Below are 23,049 nucleotides of genomic sequence, written 5' to 3' on the forward strand. Positions count from 1 at the left end.
CTTTTATAGAGGCTTTCTCCAAGGGTTGTTCATGCGCGTTTTAACGGCAAATCACCTAGACTTTTTGATAGGAAAGATCAGGACGGAGGCGGCCATGGCCGATGAAACCGCAGCCTGGCAGACGGTGGAATACGAGGGCTTCGAAATCCATGTATCGCCTGTCGAGAAGAACCCGCCCGACGCGTCTCATGCAGCCGGCGCGCCGGACGCGCGGGACATCCGCTACACGTATCTGGGCTACGTCTGCCATCCGGGCGCCGATCCCCATATTCCGGGCCATGCGGTGCCGTTTCACGCGGACGGCGAAGAAAGCTTCGCGAGTCAGGACGAAGCGCTCTACGAAGCAGTGCACGTGGGACGCAGCATCGTCGACGGCACGCACCCGGATCTGACGGTGCTGCCGCTCGTGACCGGCGGGGTCTGAAGCCCGGGCACCGCCCCGCGCGCCGCCCGCCCCCGTCACCCCAACGCGCGCTTGATGCGCGACTTCAACAGCGCGCGCCGCAGCCGGCCGGTGGGTTCCGGATCGCCGACCGCGAGCGCGCCGTCGACCGCGGTGCCGCGCCGCAGGTAGTAGCGGTCGAAGGTCGCCTGCGTCATTCCCCACTTGTTGAGAAACTGGCGGCGCCCGTCGTTCTTGACGACCTTGCCGGTGCTCTTCTGCTGGAAGTGATAGACGAGGCTGTCGCCGACGCCGAGGAACACGCGGCAGCCCGCATCCCACAGCTTCATCGAGAAATCGTTGTCGCTGCTCATGCCCGGGCTCAGTTCGCTGCTGTAGCCCCCCACCTTGAACCACCAGTCGCGATGCACGAGCGTCGGCGGCCACGTCGCGCCGCGCCAGTCGGCGCGCACGAGGTCCGGCGTCGCGGCGACCAGCTCGTCGGCGCGAAACACCTGCGCGTCTCGGCCGAAATCGCGCACCACCACGCACGGGTTGCCCGAATCGACCGGCTCGACCATCGTGCCGGACAGCATGAACAGGTTGTCGGCCGGCATCCGCGCGAGGCGTTTGACGAGCGCGTCGTCCCAGCCGGGGCAGCAGTACATGTCGTCGTTCATATAGACGATGTAGTCGCGCGTCGCGCGCGCCGCCGCGATGTTGACCGCGTGGCAGATGCCGATGTTGCCGGGCGACTCCGTGTGCTCGATGCCCTCGTCGCGCACCCAGGCGAGCGTGCCGTCCGAGCCGTCGTTCACGTGCACGATGATCTGGTGCTGGTGCGTCGAATGACGCCGCAGGCTTCTGATCACGAGGCGCAGGTAAGGCAGGTTGTTCCAGGTCGGGATGATGATTGAGAACATCGGGTCGGTCCGTTGGGCTGGATGCGGGCGCGGCATGCGCCGCGCGCCGGCCATGAGTGTCGCGCGATTGTACCGCCCCCGCCCCGGCGCGCGATCGACGCAGCCGTATCCTTACCGCGTGCGGCAGCAAGCATTCTGCAAGGAAGCACATGGTTATAATCCGGATCGCTCTGCCGTCTTGAAAAAATTCAAATGGTCCGGCGCCCCAGCAATCCACCACCGGAACGGTAGTGTTCTTACATATCGTAGACCTATGATTTTTGCTTCCAGCCTGGTCTGGCTCACGACGGTCCTGCTGTTTCTCGCGCCCGCGGTCAATCTGATCTGGCGCGGCGGCACCGGGTACTGTTTCTTCGCGATCGTCGCGCTCGCGCTCGGCGCGGCCGTAGTCAACCGGCGCCTGCCGGGCTATTTCTCCGCGCTGCGCACTTACCGCTGGTTCACCATCGGGATGCTCGCGCTCGTCGTCGCGATCGGCGTGCAGCAGCTTGTGTTCGGCTACTGGCTGCCGCGCCAGTTCGACGCGCTGTCGCGCTTCGTGTTCGCGTTGCCGGTGTTCCTGCTGCTGCGGCAACTGCCGTCGCGCAATCTGCGGATGATCGGCTGGGGCTGCGCGGCCGGCGCGCTCGCGGTCGGCCTGTGGGCGATCATCGATCAGCCGCCGGGCGGCTGGACCGACGCGAACCGTCTGAACAACTCGTACACGAACGCGATTCCGTTCGGCGATACCGCGCTGCTGCTCGCGTTCCTGTCGGTGTTCACGCTCGGCTGGGACAACCCGCGCGACTGGCGCGTGCTGGTGCCGCGCGCGCTGGCGCTGGTAGCGGGCGGCTATGCGTCGTTCCTGTCGGGCACGCGCGGCGGCTGGCTCGCGGTGCCGGTGTTCGTCGTGCTGCTCGGCATGCAGTACCACTGGTTCACGCATAAGAAGCGGTTCGCGATCGCGACGCTCGCGATCGTGATCGCGGCGGGCGGGCTGCTGTCGACCGGACGCATTCACAAGCGGCTGGCCGAAGTGCCGAACGACGTGTCGATGATGCACAAGGGCGAAGACTACACGGCCACGGGCCTGCGCCTGCAACTGTGGGACGCGTCGCGGCTCATTTTCATGCACCATCCGCTGTACGGCATCGGCAAGGGCCATCTGGTCGAAGAACTCGGCGCGATGGCCAAACGCGGCGAAGTGAAGGCCGAAATCGTCAACGAGCGCGCGCATAGCGACTTTTTCTCGACGCTCGCCGAGATGGGCCTGATCGGCGTGATCTGCCTGCTGCTGCTCTATTACGGGATGTCGATCTATTTCTGGCGGCACCGATACGCCGCCGATCCCACGATTCGCGCTGCCGCGTATGCCGGCCTCGCGGTCGCGACGAGCACCGTGATTTTCGGGCTCACGATCGACGTGCTCGTGCCGATCATGGTCACGGTGCTGCTCGCGCTGCTGGTCGCGACGCTGCTGGCGGTGATCGATGCAAGAAAGCGTGAATTGCAGTGCGAGCCGCGAATGGCGACGCTCGCGCGGGACAACGGATGCGGGGGAACGCGGGCCGAGGTGAAGTGACCTGCTGCCCCTTTCCGTGAACTGCGCAACGCATGGCGCAGTGAAGGCTCGAGTGAGTGTCCGGCGTCGCGCCACGCTTCGACCTTCAGCGCGGCGCGAATCAACGCATGAACAGCTCATAAAGCGCGGCGACATGCGCGTCGACGCTCGGGTCGTACACGAGACTGTCGCGCGGCGCCGCAATCCGCGCGCCGCCGCTCTTCACGCGTTCCACCGCCTGCTCGATCGCGCGCTCGAAGCTGCCCGCCGACTGCCGCGAAAACCCGATCTTCGCCGCGCCGGTCACGGTCTCCGCCGAGCCGACATTGTCCGCGATCACGAGCGGCGTGCCGCACATCACCGATTCGACGCCAACCAGCCCGAACGGCTCGTACGCCGACGCGACGACCGTGAAGTCGGCGGCCGCGAACAGCTTCTCGATCTCCTTGCTGTAGCCGGCATAGCGGATCGTGTCGCCGGTTTTCGCCACCGGGCGGCCGGCCACGACGAGGCACACCGGCAGCGTCGTGCGCGAGAAAAACGCCTCCAGCAGCGGATAGCCCTTGCGCTCATGGCTCGTCGACGAGAACACGAAGATCACGCGGTCTTCCGGCAGATCCAGTCGACGGCGCACCGCCGCGCGCGCGGCGTCGTCGAGCGGTTTGAAGCGTTCGGTATCGACCGGCGGATAAAGCACGTCGATGCGCTCGGCCGGCACGCCGTAAAAGCGCTGCAGCTCGCGGCTCATCAGTTGCGAATGCGCGACGATCGAACGCGCGCGCGTATAGACGCGCCGCTCGAGCGCGATCTGCCATTCGTCGCTGCGGCGCGGCGCGCGGCCCGCCGCTTCGAGCGAGCCCGGATGCGTGCCGCCGCACAGCGCGACATCGGCATGCGTCGAGTGATTGATCGAGAACACGCAGGCGGGACGATGCCGCTTCAGGCGCTGCTTCAGACGCCAGTCGAACGCGAGATTGCGCAGCTTGCGCGGCGCCCAGCGCACGTTGAGCGGCTGCGCGTCGATCCATGCGGCCTCGGGCAGCGCGCGGTCGATCTCGCGCGCGAACAGCGTCGGACGCAGACCGAGCCGATGCAGACCGGCGATCACATCGCGCGTGTAGCGCTCGGCGCCGCCGCTATTCTTCAGCGCCTGGGCGGTCAACGCGATGTCGGTGAGGGGACGGCCGCTCGGGTCGCGGCTCGGCTCGCGGGTTGGCTCTGTCAAGGATCGGTCTCGGTGAGGCGCACGCGCGTAACGGGCCGCGCGTGCGGGGTATCGGGGCAGCGGCAATTGTAAAGGATGGGGTTCGTGGGGCTGCGTTATTGCGGGCCTGGTTTGGTCTGCCCTGCCGGTCTCGGGCTCTGCTTGCCGGGTCCGCCGCGCGGCGCCTCTGTCAGCGGCTAGAATCTAGACCAATCGCCTTTGCCCCGACTCCATGACCGATAGCCCGCCGCCCGCCACGTCCGCCCTACCCCGCGCGCCCGCCGATCCCAACGTGTCAGCGCAGGCCGCCGCGCCGGCTGCGCCAGCCACCGGCTCCGGCAGCGACCGCCCGCTCGTCTCGATGCTCGTGATCGCCTACAACCAGGCGCAGCAGATCGGCGACGCGGTGCGCAGCGCACTCGCGCAGACTTATCAGCCGCTCGAAATCATCGTATCCGACGACGCGTCCAGCGACGCCACCTTCGCCGCGATCGAAGCGGCGCTCGCCGGCTACGACGGGCCGCACCGCGTGATCACGCGGCGCAACACGGTCAACCAGGGCATCAGCGCGCATCTGTCGCAACTCGCGCAGATGGCGCGGGGAGAATTGCTGTTCGTCGCCGCGGGCGACGACATGTCCGCGCCCGAGCGCTGCGAGCGCGTCGTCGCTTGCTGGCTCGCGCACGGCCGCCGTCCCGACCTGATCGCGACCGATCTCGCCGACATGGACGAAGCCGGCCACGTGCACGAGTGCGTGAGTCCGACCGAACTCGACGGCTACCGCGGCTTCGACGACTGGCTCGCCGGCCGTCCTTGGCTGATCGGCGCGGCACACACATGGTCGCGACGGTTGATCGAGCGCTTCGGGCCGATGCTGCCGGGCGCCGCGGCCGAAGATCAGATCATGGTGCTGCGCGCGATCCTGTCGGGCGGCGCAATCAGCCTGCGCGAGCCGCTGGTGCGCTACCGGCGCGGCGGGCTCTCGCGCAAACGGCGCTACCAGTCGGTCGACGAGCTGATCGCGCGGATGCGGCAGAGCAATCGTTATGGACTCGCGGAGCTCGCGCAGTTGCAGCGCGACGCGGACATCGCCGGCGTCGGCGAACGCATGCGCGCGGCGATGGCGCCGAAGCTCGCGCGCGAGCAGTTCATCCACGCGATGTTCGAAGCGGCTGGGCCGGGCGAGCGGCTCGGGCTGTTGACGCGCAGTGCCGGGGTGAAGCTCGGGCTGCGGATCCGGATGTTTCTGTATGCGAGCTGCCCGGTGGTTTACGCGCCGGGGCTCTGGATCAAGCGGGTCGTGCGCGGAAACAGGCGCTGAAGTTCAGGCGGGCTGAACGCCGGGCCCGGGTCCCGCATGGCTGCTATCGCGCGCGCTAAAACGCGCCCATTCACGCCGCGGTCTGCTGGAACTGGATGCGATGCAGATGCGCGTACAGCCCGTCCTGCGCCAGCAACTCGCGATGGCTGCCGCGCTCGACGATCCGCCCTGCTTCCATCACGAGGATCCGGTCGGCGCGCTCGATCGTCGAAAGGCGGTGCGCGATCACGAGCGTCGTGCGGCCCTTCATCAACGTTTCGAGCGCGGCCTGCACGTGGCGCTCGGATTCGGAATCGAGCGCCGAGGTCGCTTCGTCGAGAATCAGGATCGGCGCGTCCTTGTAGATCGCGCGCGCGATTGCGAGACGCTGGCGCTGGCCGCCCGACAGCATCATGCCGTTGTCGCCGACCAGCGTTTCGATACCCTGCGGCATCGCCTGCACGGTGTCCCACAGGTTGGCCGCGCGCAGCGCCGCCTTGACCTTGTCCGGATCGGCATCCTGACCGTACGCGACGTTATGCGAGATCGTGTCGTTGAACAGCACGACGTCCTGACTCACCATCGCGATCTGCCCGCGCAGCGCGTGCAGGTCGTATTCGGGCAGCGCAACGCCGTCGACGAGAATCGCGCCGCCGGTCGGATCGAAAAAGCGCGGCAGCAGGTTCACCAGCGTGGTCTTGCCGCTGCCGGACGGCCCCGCGAGCGCGACCATCTCGCCGGGCGCGACCTTGAACGACACCTGATCGAGGGTATGGCGGTGGTGCGTGGAGTTCGTGCCGTAGCTGAACGACACGTCGCGGAACTCGACTTCGCCGCGCGCGCGCTCGAGCGGCTTGCCGCCGCCTTCCGGCTCGGCCGGCTCGTCGATCAGACCGAAAATCAGTTCGGCCGCGGTCATGCCGCGCTGCAGCGGCTGGTTTACGTCCATCAGGTGCTTCAACGGCGAGATGATCAGCAGCATCGACGTGACGAACGCGACGAAGCCGCCGACCGTCGTCTGATCCGACGACGACTGCACCACCGCGATCGTGATCACGACCGCGAGCGCGATCGACGCGAGGAACTGCGTCAGCGGCTGCGCGAGGCCGCCGGAGACGGTCATGCGCATCGCGTAGCCGCGCAGGCGCTTGCTCATCGCGGTAAAGCGGTCGATCTCGTACTGTTCGCCGTTATGCACCTTGACGACCTTGTAGCCGCCGACCGTCTCCTCGACGATGTACGACAGCTCGTTGGTGAGCAACTGATGCTCGCGGTTCAGGCGCCGCAGCCGGCGGTTGATCTTGCCGACCAGCCAGCCGATGCCCGGCAGCAGCACCGCGACGATCAGCGTCAGGCGCCAGTTCAGATAGAACAGATAGCCGAGCAGGAAGATCACGGTCAGCGAGTCGCGCACGAGCGTGACCATCACGCTCAGCAGCACGTTGAGAATCTGGTTGACCTCGAAGACGATCGCGTTGATCACGGTACTCGCGGTCTCGCGCTGGAAGAACGCGACGCTCGTGTGGATCATGCGGTTGAACATCTTCAGGCGCAGTTCGAGCAGGATCCTGTTCGACACGTACGCGAGCAGGTAGCCGGATGCGTATTGCGAGACGCCGCGGATCAGCGCGAGGCCGATCACCGCGATCGGCACGAGCCACTTGGTCTTGTCGACCGCATGGGAGCCGAAGCCCTTGTCGAGCAGCGGCTTGAGCAGCGCGGGGATGGCGGCGTCGGTGCCGGCGCTCACCGCCATCGCGGCGATCGCGCCGAGCAGGACCCACAGCAGCGGCTTGATGAACGGCCACAGGCGGCGCAGGACGACAGCCGGCGACGACGCATCGCCTGAACCCATGGGTTTGCTTAACGTTGGCTTCGCGCTCAAGGAATCCTCTGAAAATGCGAAACGGCGAGCACGCGGCGCACGGTCCGGCCGCCGCGTGAAATATTAAAAAAGAGCATTGTAATCGGTTGAAGATGACCGCCGGCGCGGAGTGCGTAACGCCATGCGCGCAAAGACACGGCGGGGCGGCGCGCTGGCGTGGGGACGGATTGGCTGTGTATACTCGCTGCTCGTTTGGTGGTGCATTCGTCGGCGTATTCGTCGGTTCGTTTGCCGCTCGCGAAGAGGGTGTGCGCGGTCATGTGTTCGCGCGGCGCGGGCTGGCGCTCTGGCTGGCGAATCCGCCCGCGCGCAATCGGCCCGCCTGCGTGGGCCACTCCGTCATTTCGTCCTCCACGCAACCCAGGTATGCAAGAAACCACTCTCGGCGTCGCCCTCATCACCCGGAACGCGGCGGCGCGGCTGGCCGAATGCCTGCAGGCCGTGGCCTTCGCCGATCAGATCGTCGTGATCGACGGCGGCAGCACCGACGGCACCGCCGACATCGCCCGCGCGCACGGCGCCCGCGTGATCGAACAGACGGACTGGCCCGGCTTCGGCCCGCAAAAGAACCGCGCGGTGGACGCGCTCACGACGGACTGGATCCTGTCGCTCGACGCCGACGAAATCGTCACGCCCGAACTCGCCGCGTCGATCCGCGCCGCCGTCACGGCGCCCGCCGCCGATGTCTACGCGGTGGATCGTCTATCGAGTTTCTGCGGCCACTGGGTTCATCACAGCGGCTGGTATCCGGACTGGATTCCGCGCCTCTTCAAACGCGGCACCGCGCGCTTCTCCGACGACCTCGTGCACGAGCGCCTCGTGTTCGACACACCCGCGCAGCGCCTGACCGGCAAGCTGATGCACTACTCGTACGAAGACTACGAGGCCGTACTGCGCAAGCTCGACGCGTATTCGACGGCCGGCGCGCGGCAGCGTTACCTGGCCGGGCAGCGCGGCGGCATTCGCCTCGCGCTCGGGCGCGGCCTGTGGGCCTTCGTGCGCACCTACCTGCTGCGGCGCGGTTTTCTGGACGGCCGCGCCGGCCTGATGATCGCACTGTTCAATGCGGAGACGGTGTACTACCGGTTTCTGAAGCTCGCACGCCTGGAAGAGACCGGCGGGCGGTAAGCGGCGACCACGCCATCCCGCCATCCGTCAATAGACGATCTCGATCGAGCTACCCGCGAACTCGCCGCGCAGCGCGGCGAGCAGTTCATCGGTCGGCTTCACGCGCCACGCGTCGCCGAGACGCATCTCACCCTGCGCGTTCTCGCTGCGATAAACGACCTGCACCGCGAGTCCGTTTGGAATCTGCACCGGCTGACGCTGACGGCCGCCATCGCCGCCGAAGCCGCCGTTGCGCCCCCCACCGTTGCCGCGCGGCGCGGCCGCCGGCGCCGCAGCCGGCTCGTCCTTGCCCGCGCTATGCGCTTCGAGCACGCGCCGCAACGCGAGCGCATCCGCATTGCCGTTCATCTGCACCTTCACCGAGTCCGCGTAACGGCAGCGCGCGCGGCCGAGGTCCATGACCGTTTCGACGGTGAAGCGGATGCCGCCCGTAAATGCGTCGTTACGCGCCTGCCCCTGCACGACCAGCAGTTCGTCTTCTTTGAACAACTGCTTGTGCTCTTCGAAGACCTCGTTGAACACCGTCACTTCGCACTGGCCGGTGCCGTCGTCGAGCAGCGCGATCAGCATCTTGCCGCGCTGGGTCATCTGCGTGCGCAGCGACACGATCACGCCCGCGACCAACTTGTCGCGCCCTTCCTTCAGCTCGCCGATTTTCTGGCGCACGAAGCGGCGTATTTCGTCCTTATACGCATCGAACAGATGGCCCGACAGGTAGAAGCCGAGCGCGGCCTTCTCCTCCTGGAGCTTCTTCTTTTCCGGCCATTCCGGCTCGTCGACGAGTTCGTGACCCTGCGACGGCGCATCGCCCATATCGAACAGCCCCGCCTGCAACGCATTGGCCGCCGCCTGCTCGGCGGCTTCCATGGCGAGCGACACCGATGCGATCAACTGCGCGCGGTTCGCGTGCAGCGTGTCGAACGCGCCGGCACGAATCAATGCCTCGATCGTGCGGCGATTGACGATGCGGCGATCGACGCGGTTGCAGAAATCGAAAATATCGATGAACGGACCTTCTTCGCGCGCGCGCAGAATTTCTTCGATCGCATTCTGGCCGCTGCCCTTGATCGCGCCCAGACCGTAGCGGATCGTGCGCGAGCGCTTGCCGTCGGCTTCCGCGACCGGCTCGAAACGGTACGCCGATAGATTCACGTCCGGCGGCAGCACGGCCATCTTGTTCGCGAGGCAGTCTTCGAACAGGATCTTGACCTTGTCCGTGTCGTCCATCGCGAGCGACATGTTGGCCGCCATGAATTCGGCCGGATGGTGCGCCTTCAGCCACGCGGTGTAGTACGCGAGCAGCGCGTACGCGGCCGCGTGCGACTTGTTGAAGCCGTAGCCCGCGAACTTCTCCATCAGGTCGAAGGTTTCGTCCGCCTTCTCGCGCGTGAGGCCGTTCTTCGCCGCGCCCTCCGCGAAAATCTCGCGGTGCTTGGCCATCTCCTCGGGCTTCTTCTTGCCCATCGCGCGACGCAGCAGGTCGGCGCCGCCGAGCGAATAGCCGCCGATGATCTGCGCCATCTGCATCACCTGCTCCTGGTAGACCATGATGCCGTAGGTCTCTTTCAGAACAGGTTCGACGCGCGGATCCGGATACTCGACCGTTTCGCGGCCGTGCTTGCGCGCGCAGAAGCTCGGGATCAGGTCCATCGGACCCGGACGGTACAACGCGACGAGCGCGATGATGTCCTCGAAGCGGTCGGGCTGCGCGTCTTTCAGCATGCCCTGCATGCCGCGGCTTTCCAGCTGGAACACGGCGACCGTATTCGCTTTCTTCAGGATCGAGAACGACGCCGGGTCGTCGAGCGGCACCTGGGCGAGCGACCAGTCCTGCTTCGACGGATCGAGGCGGCGGATGTAGCGCTCGGCCCAGTCCAGAATGGTCAGCGTGGTCAGGCCCAGAAAGTCGAACTTCACGAGGCCGACCGCCTCGACGTCGTCCTTGTCGTACTGGCTGACGACGCCGCTTTCGTCGCCCTGCGTGTAGAGCGGACAGAAATCGGTCAGCTTGCCGGGCGCGATCAGCACGCCGCCCGCGTGCATGCCGACGTTACGCGTCAGACCTTCCACGCGCTGCGCGAGCTCGAGGAGCTGGTGCACTTCGTCTTCGTTGTCGAAGCGCTCCTGCAACAGCGGCTCTTCCTTCATCGCGTCGGCGATCGTCACGTGCTTGCCCGGCTTGAACGGGATCAGCTTCGCGACGCCGTCGGTGAACATGTAGCCGAGATCGAGCACGCGGCCGATGTCGCGCACCGCCGCCTTCGCCGCCATCGTGCCGAACGTCGCGATCTGCGACACCGCGTTCGCGCCGTACTTGTCCTTCACGTACTGGATCACGCGGTCGCGCCCGTGCTGGCAGAAGTCGATGTCGAAGTCGGGCATCGACACCCGCTCCGGATTCAGGAAACGTTCGAACAGCAGGTTGTAGCGCAGCGGATCGAGGTCAGTCACGCCGAGCGCGTACGCAACCAGCGAACCCGCGCCCGAGCCCCGACCCGGCCCGACCGGCACGCCGTTGTTCTTTGCCCAGTTGATGAAGTCCGCGACGATCAGGAAGTAGCCCGGAAAGCCCATCTTGATGATCGTGCCGCACTCGAATTCGAGGCGCTGGTAGTAGGTTTCGCGCTGCGCGTTACGCTCGGCCTCGTCCGGATACAACTGTTCGAGCCGCTTTTCGAGGCCCTCTTTCGACAGTTGCACCAGGTAGTCGTCGAGCGACATGCCGTCGGGCGTCGGAAAGAGCGGCAGCTTCGGCTTGCCGAGTTCGAGCGTCAGATTGCAGCGCTTCGCGATCTGCACGGTGTTGGCGAGCGCCGACGGAATGTCCGCGAACAGCTCGGTCATCTCCTGTTGCGTGCGGAAATACTGCTCGGGCGTGAAGCGCTTCTGACGGCGCGGATTGGCGAGAATGTCGCCTTCCGAAATGCACACGCGCGCTTCGTGCGCGGTGAAGTCGTCCGGCGTCATGAACTGCATCGGGTGCGTCGCGACGACCGGCAATTTCAGCGACGCCGCCAGCGCGACCGCCTGCTGCACGTACTGCTCGCCGCCGGGCTGGCCGCAGCGCTGCAACTCGATATAGAAGCCGCCTGGAAACACCTTCGCCCAATGCCGCGCGTTGCGTTTGGCCGCCTCCTCGTTGCCGGCCGCGAGCGCGAGGCCGATGTCGCCTTGCTGCGCGCCCGACAACGCGAGCAGCCCCTCGCCGAGACCGGATTCGAGCCAGCCGGCTTCGATTTCCGCGCGGCCGCGATACTGGTTCGTGAGCGACGCCTTGCTGAGCAGTTCGCAGAGGTTCAGATAGCCGCGCCGGTCCTTGACCAGCAGCAGCAGACGGGAAGGCTTGTCGCGGTCGTCCGGATTGGTGATCCAGACGTCGCAGCCGGCAATGGGTTTGACCCCTTTGCCACGCGCTTCCTTGTAGAAACGGACGAGGCCGAATGCGTTGCCGAGGTCGGTGAGCGCGAGCGCGCCCTGACCGTCTTTGGCCGCCGCCGCGACGATGTCGTCGAGGCGCACGATGCCGTCGGCAATCGAGAATTCGGAGTGAACGCGGAGATGAACGAAGCGGGGATCTGACATGGGCGACATTGTAACTCCACCGTTCCGGCGTGTTCATGCCAAAAAGACGCGTTGGCCATCCGGCCAGGGTGGGGTCGACAGGATGGCGCGGCGGCGCGAGTTTGCGCTGGCGCAAACCATCAGCCATTCGGCCGAATCGGCAAAACGCCGGGTTGAGGGATAATAGCGGCTTCGCCTCATCCGACGTGGCCGCGCAAGCCTGCCACCATGCCGGCCCCCTTTCCCGCTGAACACACATGAGTATCGTCAATCTCGCCGCGTATCAATTCGCGACCATCGAAGACACCGCCGCCTGGCGCCCGCTCGTCACCGAACGCTGCAATGCGCTCGGCCTGCGCGGCACCGTGCTGCTCGCGCCGGAAGGCATCAATCTGTTCGTGGCCGGCACGCGCGCGAATACCGACGCGTTCATCGACTACATCCGCCACGATCCCCTTTTCGAAGGCAAGTTCGCGAATCTGCAATTCAAGGAAAGCCTGTCGGACAAGCAGCCGTTCACACGCATGCTGGTCAAGCTCAAGCGTGAAATCATCACGATGAAGAAGCCGGCGATCCGCCCCGAGCTCGGCCGCGCGCCGTTCGTCGACGCGCCCACGCTGAAGACCTGGCTCGACCGCGGTCACGACGACGAAGGCCGCCCGGTCGTGATGCTCGACACGCGCAACGCGTTCGAAGTCGACGTCGGCACGTTCGACAACGCGCTCGACTATCGCATCACGAAATTCAGCGAGTTCCCCGCGGTGATCGAGAACAACCGCGCGGATCTCGAAGGCAAGACGGTCGTGTCGTTCTGCACCGGCGGCATCCGCTGTGAGAAGGCGGCGATCCATATGAAGGAGGTCGGCATCGAGAACGTGTACCAGCTCGAGGGCGGCATCCTGAAATATTTCGAGGAAGTGGGCGGCGCGCACTACCACGGCGACTGCTTCGTATTCGACTATCGTACTGCGCTGAACCCGCGACTCGAACCGACCGCGACCGCGCAATGCTTCGGCTGCCGCGCGGTGGTCACGCCCGAGCAGCAGTTGTCGCCGCTGTACGTCGCGGGCAAGACATGCCCGGCGTGCCATCCCGACAGCCAGGGCGCATGCGCCGCGTGAGCGCGGCCAGCGGCACGGGCGCGCGGAAAGACATGCGGGTTTGCGGCGCACCATGACCTATCGCGGACGCTTCGCGCCGTCGCCGACCGGGCCGCTGCATTTCGGCTCGCTGGTCAGCGCGCTCGCCAGCTGGCTCGACGCGCGCGCGCATCGCGGCGCATGGCACGTGCGCATCGAAGACATCGACGGACCGCGTACCGTGCCCGGCGCCGCCGAGGACATCCTCGCTACCCTCGAACGCTTCGGCATGCACGCCGACGAAACGCCGGTCTGGCAAAGTCAGCGCATCGCGCGTTATCAGCAGGCGCTCGCCCAGTTGAAATCGACCGGTCTGGTCTACCCATGCGGCTGCACGCGCCGGGAGATTGCCGATTCGCTGCTGCACGCGCACGCGCGCAACACGACGCTCGCCTACCCCGGCACCTGCCGCGCGGGTCTGAACGGCAAGCCGGCGCGCGCATGGCGTCTGCGCGTGCCCGACGGCGACGCCGCCGTGATCACGTTCGACGACCGCTGGCAAGGCCGGCAGACGCAGAACCTCGCGACCGAAGTCGGCGATTTCGTGCTGCGCCGCGCGGACGATCAGTGGGCGTATCAGTTGGCGGTGGTGGTGGACGATGCGGACGCGGACATCACGCACGTCGTGCGCGGCGCGGATCTGATGGATTCGACGGCGCGGCAGATTTATCTGCAGCGTTGCCTGGGCGTCGCGACGCCCGAATATCTGCATGTGCCGGTCGTCACGAACCAACACGGCGAGAAACTGAGCAAGCAGAACGGCGCAACCGCGCTCGATAGCGACAAGCCGCTCGAAGCGCTCAGCGCGGCGGCGCGGCATCTAGGGCTGGACCTGGGAAGCGAACCGCCTGCGACGCTCGAGCGGTTCTACAGCGCCGCGACCGCGGCCTGGGTGAAACGGATGAAGATACGCGCATCGACATGATGCGGTGCAAGCCCGAGGGCTGCCGGATTCTGAGACATGAAACCGCGTACAGCCTCGCCACCCTCGTTCAAGGCTTTGCGCCTCGAACCCTGAGCTGAACGACAACCCATCTTACGACGACGAAGGCGTTTTCCTCGGCATCCCAAAACCGCCGAGCAACGCGGCCAGTTGCCGCTTCGGCGCCGGCTTCTGCGGCGCGCCGTTGGACGCCGCCGTCTCCTCGACCTTGCGCACCGAAGCCGGCGACGGCTCGTACGGTTTCAGGAAGAAATCGTCGACCGGCTGCGCGCGATGATGCGGCCGGTCATACGACCCCGACGCGCCGCCCGTGCGGCGGCGGCTGCGTTCGTCGCGTGCTTCGCCGCGCTCGCGGCGCGGCGGACGATCCTCGTGATGATGCCGCACCGGCGTGTCGACGGTCAGGCGCTGCAGTTCCAGCGGACGCTTGATCAGCTTTTCGATATCGGCCAGTTGCTTGCGCTCGTTCGGGCTGCACAGCGACAGCGCGTCGCCCGACGCGCCCGCGCGCCCCGTGCGGCCGATCCGGTGCACGTAGTCTTCCGCATTGAACGGCAGGTCGAAGTTGATCACCGCGGGCAGCTCGACGATATCGAGACCGCGCGCGGCGACGTCGGTCGCGACCAGCGCCTCGACCTCACCGCGCTTGAACGCGTCGAGCGCCTGCATGCGCTCGTTCTGCGAGCGGTCGCCGTGAATCGCGGTCGCGACTACGCCGTCGCGTTCCAGGCTGCGCGCAAGACGGCTCGCGCCGATCTTGCTGTTGCAGAACACGATCACCTGCTTCAGGCCGCGCTCGCGGATCAGTTGCACGACCGCGCCGGTCTTGTCGCCCTCGGCGACTTCGTAGACGATCTGCGTGACGTTGGTCGCGGTCGAGTTGCTGCGCGCGACTTCGATGGTCTGCGGATCGCGCAGATAGGTGGCGGCCAGCTTCTTGATTTCGCCCGAGAACGTCGCGGAAAAGAGCAGCGTCTGACGCTCCTTCGGCAGCAGGTTCAGGATGCGCTGCAGGTCCGGCAGGAAGCCCATGTCGAGCATGCGGTCGGCTTCGTCAAGCACGAGCATCTGCACCTGGCCGAGGTTCGCGGTTTTCTGCTGCACGTGATCGAGCAGACGCCCCGGCGTCGCGATCAGGATTTCGACGCCCCGGCGCAGCTGATCGGACTGCGGATTCATGTCGACGCCGCCGAACACGACCGCGCTGCGCAGCGCCGTGTGCTTGCTGTACGCATGCACGTTCGCGGCGACCTGGTCGGCGAGTTCGCGGGTCGGCGTGAGGATCAGCGCGCGCACCGGGTGACGCGCCGGCGACGCGCTCGTATTGGCCTGCGGCAAGAGGCGCTGGATGATCGGCAGCGAGAAGCTCGCGGTCTTGCCGGTGCCGGTCTGCGCGGCGCCCATCACGTCACGGCCCGCCAGCACGACGGGAATCGCCTTCGCCTGGATCGGCGTGGGCGTGGTGTAGCCCGATTCCTTGACGGCCTTCAGGATGTCGGGCGCGAGGCCGAATTGATCAAAAGTCTCAGTGCTGGGCGTGACGGCTGTGTCGGACATGGTGGCTTTCGCTAAAAATGCGCCTGGCGCGATGCGCGCGGCAGCGGTGGGGACCGCGGAGGGCATCAGGATGACGGCGGAGCCACGGCGTTCCGCACTGGGACCCGTCAGAGTTCGGGAAATGCGGCCGGCTCCGGCTGGCGGAAACACCCGCCGAAAGGCCGGTATTGTAGCACCTCGACAAGATCGCTCGTGGCGGGCGGGCGCGGCTTGCGGCCCGGCGCTCGCGGCGGCGGGCCGCCCCGTGGGGCCGACGGTAGCGGACCGGCGGGATTGCGTTGCTCGCCGGCGTCGCTCCTTCCGTCCCTTTCATCGTCTCTTCCATCACCGCGGCCTCGCGAAGCGCCGCCACGCGCGAGCCGGCTTCGCTCGCAGCGTAGTGCGCGCGGACGACAGTGGCATGACAGACGCGCGTTCGGCGGATCGGCGCTCCGGCGGGTGGCGCACCGGCGCTCGACGTCGAGCCCGCACGCTCAACCCGAAGCTCCGCGCGCCAACCCCGCCGCGGACCACGCCCGGCCGTCCCGATTCACCTCCCGCCACTCACCACGTCTCCCGCATCACCATCAGCCGCATCTCGGTCATATCCTCGATCGCGTAGCGCACGCCTTCGCGCCCGAGCCCCGAATCCTTGACGCCGCCGTACGGCATGTTGTCGACGCGGAACGACGGCACGTCGTTGATCACCACGCCACCCACCTCCAGCGCATCCCACGCGCGATGCGCGTGCGCGAGCGAATCGGTGAACACGCCGGCCTGCAGGCCGAAATCGCTGTCGTTGACCCGCGCGAGCGCCGCCTCGAAATCGTCGAAGCGCTCGAGCACCGCGACCGGCCCGAACGCTTCCTTGCGGTAGAGTTCGGTGTCGCGCTTCACGCCTTCGAGCAGCGTCGCCTCGAACATCGCGCCGTCGACCTTGCCGCCCGCGATGATCTTCGCGCCCGCCTCGACCGCGCCGTCCATCCAGCCGGCGAGCCGCTTCGCTTCCGATTCGGAGATCATCGGCCCGACGAAGGTCTTTTCGTTCTTCGGATCGCCCATCACGAGCGACTTCGTCTTCGCGATCAGCTTCTCGCGCAGCGCGTCGTAGACCTGCGCGTGCGCGAGAATCCGCTGCACGCCGATGCAGCTCTGCCCCGACTGATAGAACGCGCCGAACGCGAGCCTGTCGACCACGTAGTCGAGCTTGCCGCCCTGATCGCCGTCGACGATCGCCGCCGCGTTGCCGCCCAGCTCCAGAATCACCTTCTTCTTGCCGGCCTTCCGCTTCAGCTCCCAGCCGACCGCGGGCGAACCGGTGAACGACAGCAGCTTGAAGCGCTCGTCGGTGGTAAACAGATCGGCGCCGTCGCGGTGCGCGGGCAGGATCGAGAACGCGCCCTTCGGCAGATCGGTTTCCGCAAGAATCTCGCCCATGATCAGCGCGCCGACCGGCGTACGGCTCGCCGGTTTCAGCACGAACGGCACGCCCGCGGCGATCGCCGGCGCGACCTTGTGCGCGGTCAGGTTCAGCGGGAAATTGAACGGCGAGATAAACGAGCACGGCCCGATCGGCACACGCTTCACATAGCCGTGGTAACCGTTCGCGCGCGGCGAAATCTGCAGATTGATGATCTCGCCGTCGATGCGCACGCTTTCCTCGGCGGCCACCTTGAACGTGTCGATCAGCCGCGTGACCTCGCCCTTCGAATCGTTGATCGGCTTGCCCGCCTCGATGCACAGCGCCAGCGCGAGTTCGTCGTAGCGCTCGCGAAAGCGCTTCACGCAATGCTCGAGCACCGCCTGGCGCTTGAACGGCGGGTATGCGCGCAGCGCGGGCAGCGCGTCGACCGCGAGGCCGATCGCCTTGTCGATGGCCGCCGCGTCGGCCATCGCGACGCGGGTCGCCACTTCGCCGCTGAATTTGTCGGTGACTTCGAGATCGGTATTGGCGGCCACCGGCTCGTTGGCGAGGTAGTACGGGTAGGTCTTCTGCAACATGACGCGTTCTCCTTGATCCGATGCGTGACGCCGCCGCGTGCGCTCAGGAAGCGGCCTGCGCCGAATAAAGCCGAATCACGGCATGGCCAGCAAGGGCCATGCCGCGCCGCGCTCACAGCCGCGCGGACAGCCGCTTGATCTCGCGATTGAGCACGCGCTCGTTGTCCGAATAGTCGATCGGCACGTCGATCACGTGCACGCCGGGCGTCGCATAGCATTCGCGCAGCAGCGGCGCGAACTCGTCGGCGGATTCGATCCGGTGTCCCTGCGCACCGTAACTCTCGGCGTACGCGACGAAATCCGGATTGGCGAGCGTCATCCCGTAGTCCGGGAAGTTCATGTTTTCCTGCTTCCAGCGGATCATCCCGAACGCGTCGTCGCGCAGGATCAGGATCACCAGATCGAGCTTCAGACGCACCGCCGTTTCGAGCTCCTGCGAATTCATCATGAAGCCGCCGTCGCCGCACACCGCGATCACCTTGCGCTCCGGATGCACGATCTTGCTCGCGATCGCCGACGGCAGGCCCGCGCCCATCGACGCCAGCGCGTTGTCGAGCAGCAGCGAATTCGGCTCGTGCGCGCGGTAGTAGCGGGCGAACCAGATCTTGTACATGCCGTTGTCCAGACACACGATGCCGTCCACCGGCGTGGTCTCGTACACGTCGTTGACGATCCGCACCGGATACATCGGGAAGCGGTCGTCGTGCTGGCCCTTCACGAGATGCGCCTCGAAGTGCTCCTTGATCTCCTTGAAACGCGTGAAGTCCCAATGCTCCTGACGCTTTTTCAGGCTTTCCTTCAACTGCCACACCGCATTGGCGATATCGCCGACCACCTCGATCTGCGGGAAATACACCGGGTCGACCTCCGCGCCGAGGAAGTTCACGTGAATCACGGTCTTCTCGCCCGCCTCGCCGCTGCGCATGAAGAACGGCGGCTTCTCGATCACGTCGTGGCCGACGTTGATGATGCAGTCCGCGTGCTCGATCGCGCGATGCACGAAGTCGCCGTCGGAGAGCGTCGCGTTGCCGAGCCACATCGGATGCGATTCGTCGATCACGCCCTTGCCCATCTGCGTCGTGAAGAACGGAATGCCGATCTGGTCGACGAATTCGCGCAGCATCTTCGTCGTGGTCTTGCGATTGCCGCCCGCGCCGATCATCAGCAGCGGATGCTTCGCGGCGGTGATCGCCTCGACCGCGCGCGCGACCGCCTTTTCCTCGGCGACCGGACGGCGGCTATAGCTCTTCGGAATCGGCTTGCCGTCGCCTTCCTCGTGCGCGACGTCCTCGGGCAGCTCGAGATGCGTGGCGCCGGGGCGCTCCTCCTCGGCGCGCCGGACCGACTCGCGCACCGCCGCCGGAATGTTGCCGATCGACACGATCTGCCGCGTGTACTTGGTGAGCGGCTCCATCATCCGCACCACGTCGACGATCTGGAAATGGCCCTGCTTGCTCGACTTGATCGGTTTCTGGCCGGTGACCATCAGCATCGGCATGCCGCCCAGTTGCGCGTAGGCCGCGGCGGTCACGAAATTGGTCGCGCCTGGCCCGAGCGTGGCCAGGCACACGCCGGTGCGGCCGGTGAGCCGCCCATAGGTGGCGGCCATGAAACCGGCCGCCTGCTCGTGGCGCGTGAGGATCAGACGGATTTTCGAACGGCGCAGCGACTCGAGCAGATCGAGATTTTCTTCACCGGGGATGCCAAATACGTACTCGACACCTTCGGCCTCCAGCGATTTGACGAACAGGTCCGATGCTTTCATTGAGGGTCTCGCTTGATGACACGGGGACAGGTAGCGGACTCAACCCGATGAGCTCAATCCACGGGTTGCATCCGCTGCTTCACCATCAGGGTCCGGAAACGGACGATCGAAGACGACAACGGCGGCCGCGCGCAACACCCGACACCCGGCGCGCGGCATGGCAGACAGCATGGCGAATGCCATGCCGGACAGCTTACTACTCGAACGGAAACGATGCGCGCAGGCGGGCGGCGGCAGAGAAGAAGCGGCCGCCGCATGAGGCCCGCGTCTCGTGGATCAGCGGATCACGGTCACGCAGTCGGACAGCATCGGCGGCGCGTTCTCGCCGCTCATTGCGTCATACAGATTGGCGCGCGGCCCCTTGGTCCACCATGTATAGCTGCCGGCCTGATATTTCGCGCCGGACCCGGAGATCGTGTTGACGAACAGCATCGGCGTGCCCTTCACCGGCACCACCGCGAAACTCTGACCGTTCCGCGCGTTCCAGTAGGTGACCTGGAGAATCTTGCCGGTCGCGCACGTATACTTGCGCGTCTGGTGGTCCTTGCCTTCGATCTGCCCGAACTGCAGCGGCGCGGCCCATGCTCCGCCACCAGGTGCCGCGGCCAGCGTCACCGTCATCGCCGCCGCGAGGGTTGCAACAAGCCACGTCTTCATCGAACACCTCGAATGTTGCTCGGTTCAGGCAAACGCATCGATCATGGATCGATCGCGTCCGCGCAGGCATCGGTCGGCGCGGCGGCGACGTGCCCGACCACCGGCACGATCTTGAGCCCCGCCGACGCGACCCGGCACGGCGCGGCCGCGAGACCGCAGCCGGCGAGCCCCGCGCACAGCGCGAACAGCACGCCGAACGCGCCGAGACGGCAGGCGCTGCCGCGCCAGGTATTGCCGTGCGATTCATGCGCCATATATTCCTCTACCTCGGGTCTTCTACTTCGGGTCTTTTGCTTCGGGTCTTTTGCTTCAGCCCGCGGAATACAGCGGGCTCTCTTTCGTCATTCATGCAGATGGCGTGCGCCCCGCCTCGACTCCCCGACTTACTTCGCCGACACCGGCCGCACCGCCGCCGCGGCCTGTTTCGCGCGCGAACGCGCTTCGTCGATGTTTTCGCCGGTCGCGAGCGCGACACCCATGCGGCGTTTGACGAAGCTTTCCGGCTTGCCGAACAGGCGCAGGTCCACGTTGGGCACCGCCAGCGCCGCCGCGACGCCCTCGAAGGCGATGCCGGCTTCGTCGAGGCCGCCGTAGATCACCGCCGACGCGCCCGGCGCGCGCAGCGACGTATCGACCGGCAGACCGAGGATCGCGCGCGCATGCAGTTCGAACTCCGAGAAGCGCTGCGAGCACAGCGTGACGAGCCCCGTGTCGTGCGGGCGCGGGCTCACTTCCGAGAACCATACGTCGTCGCCGCGTACGAAAAGTTCCACGCCGAACAGGCCGCGGCCGCCGAGCGCCGCCGTCACCTCGCGCGCGATCTCGCGCGAGCGTTCGAGCGCGAGCGGGCTCATCGGCTGCGGCTGCCACGATTCGACATAGTCTCCCGCCACCTGCACGTGGCCGATCGGATCGCAGAAGTACGTGCTGACCGCGCCGCTCGCCGGATCGATCGCGCGCACGGTCAACTGCGTGATTTCGTATTCGAAGTCGATAAAGCCCTCGACGATCACACGGCCGTGATTCACGCGGCCGCCCGCCATCGCGTACTGCCATGCGGGTTCGACGTCGGCGTCGCTCTTCAGCACCGACTGCCCCTTGCCCGACGACGACATCACCGGCTTCACGACGCACGGATAGCCGACCTTCGCGATGCCGGCGCGCAGCTCGTCGAGCGAGTCGGCGAACGCGTACGGCGAGGTCGCGAGGCCGAGCTCCTCGGCGGCGAGGCGGCGGATGCCTTCGCGGTTCATCGTCAGTTGCGTGGCACGCGCGGTCGGGATCACTTCGGCGAGCGCCGCGGCTTCGATCGCGGCGAGTTCGTCGGTGGCGATCGCCTCGATCTCGGGGACGATCAGGTGCGGGCGCTCCTCGTCGACCAGCGCGCGCAGCGCGGCGCGGTCGGTCATGTCGATCACGTGCGCGCGATGTGCGACCTGGTGACCCGGCGCGTTCGGATAACGGTCGACGGCGATCACTTCGACGCCCAGCCGTTGCAGCGCGATGATCACTTCCTTGCCAAGCTCGCCGGCGCCGAGCAGCATGACGCGCGTCGCGGATTCAGAAAGCGGCGTGCCGATCCGTTGGCCGATCTGCATGAGGTCTCCAGATAAAAGTCGGGATGAGGGTGGGACGGGATAGAACGCGATGTTAACATGCGGGCCCCTCGCCGCGCGGCGCTGCCGCGGTGGTTGCAACCGCCGAAGCGGCGGCCGCGATGCGCGCGCCGCCGCTTCGGCGATTCGACGGTTGCACCATCGCTCGCGCAGGGCCAGCCTCGTACGTTACCCTTACGCCTTCGCCAGTTTGAAGAGGATCGACGCCATGCCCACCCGCTCCACCCCGCGACGTCTTGCGCGCTTCACGCCGTGTCTGCGCACGGCCGTCGCCACGTTGAGCATCGCCGCGCTGCTCGGCGCCTGCGCGATCCCGAAGCATCCCGATACGTCGGCGCCGCCGCCCGATCCGTTCAACCTCGCCGCCACGCAACTGCTCGACAACACCAACTGGGTGCTGAGCTCATGGAAGAACGCCGACGGCACGACGCGTCCGGTGCCGTCGAAGGATCAGGGGCCGCTTACGCTCACGTTGTCCACCGAAGGCGGCCGGCGTCACGCGAGCGGCTTTTCCGGCTGCAACCGCTTCATGGGTTCGTACATGCTGAAGGACGGCAAGCTGAGCTTCGGCCCGCTGGCCGGCACGCGCATGGCGTGCGTCTCGCCGGGCGGCGATCTCGAAAAAGCGTTCCTCGACGCGCTCACGCGCATCGATCGCACCGGCGTGCAGATGCGCGCGCCGCAGCAGATGCAGTTGATCCTCGACAACGGCGACACGCTCGTGTTCGACCGCGCCGACAAGTGATGCGAGCAGGCCGCCCCGGCACATGTCGTTTCCCGGTTGCGGGCCGCGCGCCGGTCCGCTTTTTCATTCGACGCAGGCATACTTGCGTCGGCCTTCGAAACCTCGGGCTTCGCCGGTTTAAACTCGACGGGTTGCGCGATCGCGCGTCCGTCATTCGCAGATGTCTGGTATGCACACGGTAGTTTTGGGCTGGTTCGGCGGATCGGCCGTCTGGTTTATTCCTCTTTTGTGGCGCCTCGTGAAGTCGGTGCTGCCTGGCGGCGCGGGTTTGCGCGGACCCGGCACGATCCGCCTGTGGCTCGGCTTCGTCTGCGTACTGATCGCGAGCTGCACGCTCGAGGCATCGCTGATCGGCGTGGCGGGCGTCAACGGCTTCGGTCATGCGCTCGCGGCGGGGCTCGGCCATCTGCTCGGCCATATCGGCACGCCGCTCGCGGCGCTCGCGCTGCTGCTCATCAGTCTTCCGTGGCTCATCGATTTTCGCTGGCGCGACTTCGCCGCGTGGGCCGACGGCGCGTTCGGCCTCGGCCTGTCGCGCGGGCTCGCGAAGCGCGACGAGGAAGCGCGCCGCCATCGCACTGTCGACGACAGTCCGCCGTCGCACGGTTCGCCGGCCACCAATACGATGGCGCCGAAAAACAGCAACGGCCGTTATGCGCGGCCGACAGTCTGGCGTCCGCCCGCGGGCGGCCGTGCCGCCGGTGCGGCAGCGGGCACGGCCGGC

The 23,049-nt window shown here is 66.6% G+C and carries 17 protein-coding genes and 1 pseudogene; 8 read left to right on the forward strand and 10 right to left on the reverse strand.

Annotated elements, in window-relative coordinates; genetic code table 11:
* Positions 1–94 precede the first annotated feature (94 nt).
* Entirely contained in the window at positions 95–424 is a 330-nt protein-coding gene (locus tag QM685_RS28725; RefSeq protein ID WP_415121822.1) for a hypothetical protein, read from the forward strand.
* A 35-nt stretch (positions 425–459) separates the two neighbouring features.
* On the opposite strand, the gene QM685_RS28730 is transcribed toward QM685_RS28725, so the two are convergent.
* Positions 460–1,305: a glycosyltransferase family 2 protein gene (locus QM685_RS28730; RefSeq protein WP_415121824.1), complete on the reverse strand. Its 846-nt coding sequence runs from the start codon at positions 1,303–1,305 to the stop codon at positions 460–462.
* 253 nt (positions 1,306–1,558) lie between these two features.
* Between QM685_RS28730 and QM685_RS28735 the strand changes: the two genes are divergently transcribed.
* Positions 1,559–2,866 carry an O-antigen ligase family protein gene (locus QM685_RS28735; protein WP_415121826.1) on the forward strand — a complete coding sequence of 436 codons (1,308 nt, stop codon included), beginning with the start codon at positions 1,559–1,561 and terminating at the stop codon, positions 2,864–2,866.
* Positions 2,867–2,966: 100 nt separating this feature from the next.
* Here QM685_RS28735 and QM685_RS28740 read toward each other — a convergent pair whose 3' ends face one another.
* Positions 2,967–4,070 carry a glycosyltransferase gene (locus tag QM685_RS28740; RefSeq protein ID WP_415121828.1) on the reverse strand — a complete coding sequence of 368 codons (1,104 nt, stop codon included), beginning with the start codon at positions 4,068–4,070 and terminating at the stop codon, positions 2,967–2,969.
* Positions 4,071–4,410: 340 nt separating this feature from the next.
* Between QM685_RS28740 and QM685_RS28745 the strand changes: the two genes are divergently transcribed.
* Positions 4,411–5,370 (forward strand): glycosyltransferase family 2 protein, encoded by a 960-nt coding sequence (locus QM685_RS28745; protein WP_415121864.1) that lies wholly within the window; start codon positions 4,411–4,413, stop codon positions 5,368–5,370.
* 70 nt (positions 5,371–5,440) lie between these two features.
* Here QM685_RS28745 and msbA read toward each other — a convergent pair whose 3' ends face one another.
* A complete protein-coding gene (msbA, locus tag QM685_RS28750) occupies positions 5,441–7,234 on the reverse strand; it encodes a lipid A export permease/ATP-binding protein MsbA (protein ID WP_415121830.1) in 1,794 nt (597 codons plus the stop codon).
* Positions 7,235–7,600: 366 nt separating this feature from the next.
* Between msbA and QM685_RS28755 the strand changes: the two genes are divergently transcribed.
* Positions 7,601–8,362, forward strand: a complete 762-nt coding sequence (locus tag QM685_RS28755; protein WP_415121832.1) for a glycosyltransferase family 2 protein — start codon at positions 7,601–7,603, stop codon at positions 8,360–8,362.
* 27 nt (positions 8,363–8,389) lie between these two features.
* Here the strand turns inward: QM685_RS28755 and dnaE are convergent, their stop codons facing one another.
* A complete protein-coding gene (gene dnaE, locus QM685_RS28760; RefSeq protein WP_415121834.1) occupies positions 8,390–11,953 on the reverse strand; it encodes a DNA polymerase III subunit alpha in 3,564 nt (1,187 codons plus the stop codon).
* Positions 11,954–12,180: 227 nt separating this feature from the next.
* Here dnaE and QM685_RS28765 point away from each other — a divergent pair, with 227 nt between their 5' ends.
* Positions 12,181–13,044, forward strand: a complete 864-nt coding sequence (locus QM685_RS28765; RefSeq protein ID WP_415121836.1) for a sulfurtransferase — start codon at positions 12,181–12,183, stop codon at positions 13,042–13,044.
* Between the two features lie 52 nt (positions 13,045–13,096).
* Positions 13,097–13,987, forward strand: coding sequence for a tRNA glutamyl-Q(34) synthetase GluQRS (gene gluQRS / locus QM685_RS28770; RefSeq protein ID WP_415121838.1), 891 nt, complete (start codon positions 13,097–13,099; stop codon positions 13,985–13,987).
* Positions 13,988–14,098: 111 nt separating this feature from the next.
* Here the strand turns inward: gluQRS and QM685_RS28775 are convergent, their stop codons facing one another.
* The 6 genes from QM685_RS28775 to purT all read right to left on the reverse strand — a co-directional run bounded on the left by QM685_RS28775 (position 14,099) and on the right by purT (position 21,562).
* The gene (locus QM685_RS28775; RefSeq protein WP_415121840.1) at positions 14,099–15,562 is read right to left on the reverse strand and encodes a DEAD/DEAH box helicase; all 1,464 of its coding nucleotides are present in this window, start codon (positions 15,560–15,562) and stop codon (positions 14,099–14,101) included.
* Positions 15,563–16,105: 543 nt separating this feature from the next.
* On the reverse strand, positions 16,106–17,542 hold the full coding sequence (locus QM685_RS28780) for an aldehyde dehydrogenase family protein (RefSeq protein WP_415121842.1): 1,437 nt from the start codon (positions 17,540–17,542) through the stop codon (positions 16,106–16,108).
* Between the two features lie 112 nt (positions 17,543–17,654).
* Entirely contained in the window at positions 17,655–19,307 is a 1,653-nt protein-coding gene (locus QM685_RS28785; RefSeq protein ID WP_415121844.1) for an acetolactate synthase large subunit, read from the reverse strand.
* A gap of 276 nt (positions 19,308–19,583) precedes the next feature.
* Entirely contained in the window at positions 19,584–19,964 is a 381-nt protein-coding gene (locus QM685_RS28790) for an MliC family protein (protein ID WP_415121846.1), read from the reverse strand.
* Positions 19,965–20,005: 41 nt separating this feature from the next.
* Positions 20,006–20,218: a DUF6726 family protein gene (locus QM685_RS28795; RefSeq protein WP_415121848.1), complete on the reverse strand. Its 213-nt coding sequence runs from the start codon at positions 20,216–20,218 to the stop codon at positions 20,006–20,008.
* A 129-nt stretch (positions 20,219–20,347) separates the two neighbouring features.
* Positions 20,348–21,562: a formate-dependent phosphoribosylglycinamide formyltransferase gene (gene purT, locus QM685_RS28800; protein WP_415121850.1), complete on the reverse strand. Its 1,215-nt coding sequence runs from the start codon at positions 21,560–21,562 to the stop codon at positions 20,348–20,350.
* Between the two features lie 226 nt (positions 21,563–21,788).
* On the opposite strand from purT, the gene QM685_RS28805 reads away from it, so the two are divergent.
* Positions 21,789–22,325 carry an META domain-containing protein gene (locus tag QM685_RS28805; protein ID WP_415121852.1) on the forward strand — a complete coding sequence of 179 codons (537 nt, stop codon included), beginning with the start codon at positions 21,789–21,791 and terminating at the stop codon, positions 22,323–22,325.
* Between the two features lie 169 nt (positions 22,326–22,494).
* A pseudogene (locus QM685_RS28810) lies at positions 22,495–23,049 on the forward strand (cell division protein FtsK); the annotation flags it as partial.

The organism is Paraburkholderia sp. (genome assembly GCF_047605525.1).
Taxonomy (GTDB): Bacteria; Pseudomonadota; Gammaproteobacteria; order Burkholderiales; family Burkholderiaceae; genus Paraburkholderia.